The organism is Streptomyces sp. NPDC033136, from assembly GCF_055578235.1.
In genome coordinates, this window is the sequence record NZ_JBVIPD010000016.1 from 184,982 (window position 1) to 191,161 (window position 6,180).

Here is a 6,180-nt window from a genome sequence, read left to right on the forward strand (position 1 = left end):
CACGTCATGCACGCGAGCCGCCGTGCACGGCCGTCATGCCCGCAAGGAGCCGCACCATGAAAACCACCACCCGGCAATGGCGCCGGACCTCCCTGGCAGCCGCCGCGACCCTGATCGCCACGCTCCCCGTCCTCCCGTCAGCCACACCAGCCTCCGCCGGCACCGCCCTCGGGAAGGCGTCGGTCTGGCTCACCAACCCGTCCGCCAAGACGTACCTGTCTCAGCAGTCCCCGGTGACCTGGAATACCGGACCCGCACCTTCCGGTTCCTCCGGCTCGACGATCACCGTGGACACCACCCGCAAGTACCAGCCCATGACCGGCTTCGGAGCTTCCTTCACCGACTCTTCCGCCTGGCTGGTCGGCACCAAGCTCGACTCGACCCAGCGTGCCGCGCTGATGCGCGACCTGTTCAGCCGCCGCGACGGCATCGGCCTGAGCATCCTGCGCCAGCCCATGGGCGCCAGCGACTTCACCGTCAGCGGCAACTACTCCTACGACGACATGCCCGCCGGCCAGAGTGACCCCACGCTGTCCAACTTCTCGATCGACCACGACCGGGCATACACCATCCCCCTGCTGAAGCAGGCCCGCGCGCTCAATCCGAAGCTGACGGTCATGGCCACCCCCTGGAGCCCGCCGGGGTGGATGAAGACCAGCGACTCGATGAACGGCGGCAGGCTCAAGCCGGACGCCTACCAGCCGTACGCCGACTACTTCACCAAGTACCTCAAGGCGTACGAGGCGGCCGGCGTGCCGGTGCGCTACATCACCCCGCAGAACGAGCCGCTGCACGAGCCGTCCACGTACCCCGGCATGTATCTGCCCGCCGACGAGGCGAAGACCTTCATCACCCGCAACCTCGCCCCGACCCTGCGCAAACAGGGGCTGTCCACGCGCATCCTGGGCTACGACCACAACTGGGACGTCACCGGCTACCCCGAGTCCTTCTACGCCGACCCGGCGGCCGCCCGGGACGTCACCGGCACCGCCTGGCACTGCTACGCCGCAGCCGAACTGGTCGTGAACCAGACCGTCGTCCACAACAACTACCCGGGCAAGCCCGCCTTCCAGACCGAGTGCTCCGGCGGCACCTGGGAGGGCGACGAGGAGGGCGGCTTCGCCGGCGCCATGGACAACGTCATCAACGGCCCCCGCAACTGGGCCCAGAGCGTCGTCCGCTGGAACATCGCCCTGGACACCGACGGCGGCCCCAGGAACAACGGATGCGAAGGCTGCCGCCCCGTGGTGACCGTCTCTCAGGACGCCGACGGCACGTGGTCGTACACACCGACGGCCGACTACTGGGGGCTTGCCCAGGCCAGCAAGTTCGTCCAGCCCGGCGCGCGCCGGGTCGCCTCCAACACCCTCGGCAAGGGCAATGTCGAGGACGTCGCGTTCACCAACCCCGACGGCACCACAGCCCTGGTCACCTACAACTCCGGCGCCACCGACCGTACCTTCACCGTCCGCTGGGGCAAGCGCCACTTCACCTACACCCTGGCCGCCGGAGCGGCCGCGACCTTCACCTGGGACGGCACCCAACGGGGCAGCACCGACCCGGCCGCCATCGGCTCCGTCGACCTCCCCTTCCGCAACCCCGACGGCAGCAAGGCCCTGATCTCCTACGACAGCAGCCTGCTCACCCGGCAGCCCCAGATACGTGTCGGCGACCAGTGGCTCGGCTACACCCTGCCCACCGGCGCCTCCCTCACCCCGCCCACCGGTGAGGTGGCCCTGCCCCGCGACAGCTGGCAGGCATCGGCCTCCGCGAGCAGCTCGGACGACCCGCCCACCAAGGCCATCGACGGTGACACGGCCACCCGCTGGAGCGCCGGCCATGGCATGCGACCGGGCGACTGGTTCCAGCTCGACCTCGGCTCCGCCCAGACGTTCAACCAGATCGTCCTGGACGCCAGCGCATCGTCCGGCGACTTCGCCCGCCAGTACGAGGTGTACACCTCCGACGACGGCACCGCCTGGGGCAAGCCGATGGCCACCGGCCCCGGCAGCACCGTGACCCGGATCCTGCTGCCCACCACCACCGCCCGCTACATCCGCGTCGTCAACAAGGCCGACTCCGGCAGCTGGTGGTCCATCCACGACCTCTCCGTCCTAGCTCCCGACGGCAAGCTCACCTCGAACGCCGGTGTGACCAAGGGTGTTCAGCGCAAGAGCGCTCAGCTGCCGGACGGCACCGGGCTGTCGGTGGCGTACAACTCAGGCAGCGGCACCGCGGCGTTCGACATCCGTTGGGGCGGCACAACGTACAGCTATCGACTGCCTGCCGGCGCCGCCGCGATCTTCACCACGCGGTCGGCCTGAACCCATACCCCACAAGGAGGTGGCGTTTCGATGAAGGAGTACGGCGAGGCCGTAGGCGACACAGGTGTGAGGTCCGGTACCTTACGCCGCAGGTCGGCCTGGGGCCGTTTCACGGCCGTGGCGGCTGCCGCGGTATCGAAGGTGACCAGCCCTGGCGACCGGGCCGGATACGGCGCCCGAGGCCGCAGCCGGGCCGCGCAGGACACGGTGCCGTCGGCGACCGTCCATCCGCATGCCCGCTCACGCATGACCAGGAGGACAGCGTCCGTCGGGCTGGCCCTCGCCAGCCTGCTCTTGGGCACGGCGGCAGTGCCGGCGTCCCCCGCACCCGAGCCAGGCCAGGCCGGTGGCGGCGACGGCTGGGTATTGAGCACGACCGACACATCGAAGAACTACTCCCCGACGTTCATCGGCAACGGCTACCTCGCCGCGCGCGTGCCCGCGGCGGGTCACGGATACAGCAGCACGCCCATCGTCACCCAGTCCCAGCTGGCCGGCTTCTACGCCCGTCTGCCCAGCAAGTTCGAGGACCGGGCCAGTCTGCCGAGCTGGACCACGCTCGGCTTCGGCCGCGGCGGTGACCTCTACGGGATCGGGCGCTGGTCCTGCGCGTTCAACCAGCTGTGCCCGGCGATGTACGGGCAGATCTCCGGCGGCGCGTTCGTGGAGAGGTCCCATCCCGGCTCGGTCGCCGGCGGCTACCTGGCCGGCCTGAACAATGGCGGCAACCCGACGGTCGGTGGCGCCGGCGTCGTCCCGATTCGTGACGCACCCGCCGGAAAGGCAACGCTGGCCGTCCGGTACGCCAACGGGAGCGGCGACCCGCAGACCATCCACCTCGGCGTCAACGGCACGCTCCAGCAACTGACCCTGCCCAGCACGGGCGGCTGGGACGACTGGGCGACGCTGACCGTGCCGGTGACGCTGACGGCGGGCGCGAACACGCTCAAGATCATCGTCGAGGAGGGTGACACGGCCCGGGTCAACGTCGACTACCTCACGGTGTACCCGGACGGCGCACAGCCACCCACCGACATCGCCTCCGCCACCATCGGCACTACCAGCAAGTACCGGCAGTCGCTGGACCTGCGTACCGGCGTGCTGAGCACGTCGTTCGACTGGACCTCCCCGGCGGGCGACACGACCAGCTTCGACTACGAGGTCAACGCCAACCGTGCGGACGGCCATCTGGGTACGGTGAGCGTGAGGGCCGTCCCGCACTGGAGCGGAACCGCCACCGTCGTGGACCAGTTCGACGGCCAGGGACTGAAATACGCCTCGACCAGGAACGCGCGCGTCGACGGCAGGACCGCGACGCTGTCCCAGACCGTCGTGAGCGACGGGAAGCTGGTCACCGCCGGGCTGAACTCCGTACTCCGCGTCAACGACCGAGCCGTGCCGACCAAGGCGATGGCCGTACCCGACGACGGCACCGCCGGGCAGAGCGCGACCATCCCGGTCCGCGCCGGTCAGCCGCTACGGATCACCAAGTACGTGGGCGTGGCCTCCAGCGTCGACACCGACCGGTCGCTTCGGTCCGCGACCCCGCAGCAGGCCGCTGCGAAGACCGCGGCCCGAGCATCCGCGGACGGCTACCGACAAGCGCTCGCCCGCAACAGCAAGGCATGGTCCCGCCTGTGGCAGTCGAGCATCTCGATCCCCGGTGACAGCGCCATGACCGCGCAGATCCGCGCGTCCATGTTCTACCTGCTCGCAAGCACGCGCGCCGGCGTCGACTGGAGCATCAGCCCGGCCGGACTGTCCTCGGACGGCTACGGCGGTCACGTGTTCTGGGACACGGAGACCTGGATGTACCCGGCCCTGCTCGCCCAGTACCCGGACATCGCACGCGGCGCGAACACCTACCGGCAGAAACTGCTGCCCGCCGCCAGGGCGGCCGCCAAGGAGCTGTCCACTCCCGCCCACCCGATCAAGGGCGCGAAGTTCCCGTGGCAGAGCGCGCTGACCGGCAAGGAGGAGACCCCGCCGCCCTGGAACGAGGGCAACACCGAGATCCACATCAACTCCGACATCGCCCTGGCCCAGTGGCAGTACTACCAGGCGAGCGGCGACGAGCGGTGGCTGCGGGACAAGGCGTGGCCGGTGCTGAAGGACATCGCCGACTACTGGGCCACGCGCGCCGAGCCCGACCCGGCCGGCGGATACGACATCAACGACGTCATGGGCCCCGACGAGTACCACGACTACGTCGACAACAGCGTGACCACCAACGCCGGCGCCCAGGCATCGCTGCGTATCGCCGTCAGCGCCGCCCGCATCCTCGGCCGGCCCGCCGATCCGGAGTGGAGCAAGGTCGCCGACGGCCTGAAGATCCCGGTGGATACGGCCCTCAACATCCACCCCGAGTTCGAGGGCTACAACGGGCAGACCGTCAAGCAGGCCGACGTCACCCTGCTGCAATACCCCTGGGCGGTGCCGATGCCGGCCGGCCTGGCCCAGAACGACCTCGACTACTACCAGGCGCGCACCGACCCGAACGGCCCGTCGATGACGGACGCGATCGCCACCATCGCCAGCGCTGCCCTCGGATCACCGGGCTGCCAGACGTACAACTACATGCGGAACAGCGTGGACCCCTACCAGGCCGCACCGTTCAACCAGTGGTACGAGACCCGCAACGGCGGAGCGTTCAACTTCACCACCGGCCAGGGAGGCTACCTGCAGGAGTTCCTCTACGGGTTCACCGGGATGCGCTGGGGAACCGACACCATCACCATCGACCCCTTCCTGCCCCCGCAGCTGCCGGGCGTCGACATCACCCGGGTGAAATGGCAGGGGCGCACGTTCGACCTGTCAGTCGGCCAGCAGACCACGAAGCTGACCCTGCGGTCCGGCCCGCCGCTCCCCGTCCGAGTCGGCATCGGCAGCGATGACGTGCGCAAGGTCAAGCCCGGCACAGCACTGCAGGTGCCCACAAGGCACCCGGCCGGCGACGCGACGAACTGCGAACCGTAAACACGCCGGGCGCGCCGACCGCAGTCGTCCGCGATCGCCGTAACCACGGCACGGCCTGCACGGCACAGCGGTCGGCCAGCCCGAACCGTCACTGACCGTGCCCCTCAGCCGGATGCATCCGGTGCTCCGGCCGAGGGTGCCCCGAACGGCCACCGCCTCCGTCACCAGCGGAGGTGGTGGCCGTGCCCGTTCGGCTCGTTCCTGGTGGAGCTGGGCGTCTGCGAGCGTCCTGTTGTGCCGGATCACCCGGCACGCCGTCGGCGGCCCTGCAACTGCTGCACCATATCCGCGAACACGCCGCACTCCGGGACCAGCGCGGTGGCCCGTTCCAGCACGTGCCGATCCCCGCGGGAGCGGATCAGCCGGATGACTGCGGTGCGGATGGCGTCGTACTCCGAGTCCTCGACGACGTGCTCCGAGGCGGTAATGACGTCGGCCTTCACCGTCCTTCGCTCGCCCTGGTGCTCCTCGGCGACGAAGACAGCGCGCTGCTGCCCTGGACCTCACCCTCGTCGACGCCGGCGGCTACGGCCGCTTCGTCACCGCCCAGCTGCGGCACACTCCGCCGGGACCTCCCCCTACGAGGAGATCGCCGAAGCCGCCGCCGCGGCCCAGGCCGCCGACGTGGCCGTCGCGGTCTTGCCGCCGGAGGCCCGGCGGGTGACCGTCGTGGCATGGGCGAGGCTGGTGACCATGGGCCAGCCGAAGCCTCCCGGTACCGCCGTTCAGGTCAGGGGTGCGCATGCGCGGCATCTGCTGGCTGGGATCGTGCACGGCGACCTCAATGAGCAGTGTGCATCGTGACGTTGCAGGTCAGGGGTCTGGTGTGCGCGGGGTTCGCGATGCTCGGGCTGGTCGCGGGCGGATGACTTCGGTGTAG

The 6,180-nt window shown here is 69.9% G+C and carries 3 protein-coding genes; 2 read left to right on the plus strand and 1 reads right to left on the minus strand.

The features are described 5' to 3' along the window. The first annotated feature begins 56 nt into the window (after nucleotides 1-56). Both ACZ5TL_RS27160 and ACZ5TL_RS27165 read left to right on the plus strand, forming a co-directional pair. Nucleotides 57-2,324, plus strand: coding sequence for a discoidin domain-containing protein (locus ACZ5TL_RS27160; protein WP_468592998.1), 2,268 nt, complete (start codon nucleotides 57-59; stop codon nucleotides 2,322-2,324). Nucleotides 2,325-2,465: 141 nt separating this feature from the next. Further along, the gene (locus ACZ5TL_RS27165; protein WP_468593000.1) at nucleotides 2,466-5,300 is read left to right on the plus strand and encodes a glycosyl hydrolase family 65 domain-containing protein; all 2,835 of its coding nucleotides are present in this window, start codon (nucleotides 2,466-2,468) and stop codon (nucleotides 5,298-5,300) included. Between the two features lie 242 nt (nucleotides 5,301-5,542). Here the strand turns inward: ACZ5TL_RS27165 and ACZ5TL_RS27170 are convergent, their stop codons facing one another. Continuing rightward, complete coding sequence (locus tag ACZ5TL_RS27170) at nucleotides 5,543-5,743, minus strand: hypothetical protein (protein WP_468593001.1); 201 nt, start codon at nucleotides 5,741-5,743, stop codon at nucleotides 5,543-5,545. Between the last annotated feature and the right edge of the window lie 437 nt (nucleotides 5,744-6,180).

Coding starts and splice junctions, on each gene's coding strand:
- ACZ5TL_RS27160 (WP_468592998.1), top strand. CDS start 57: ATGAAAACCACCACCCGGCAATGGCGCCGGACCTCCCTGGCAGCCGCC.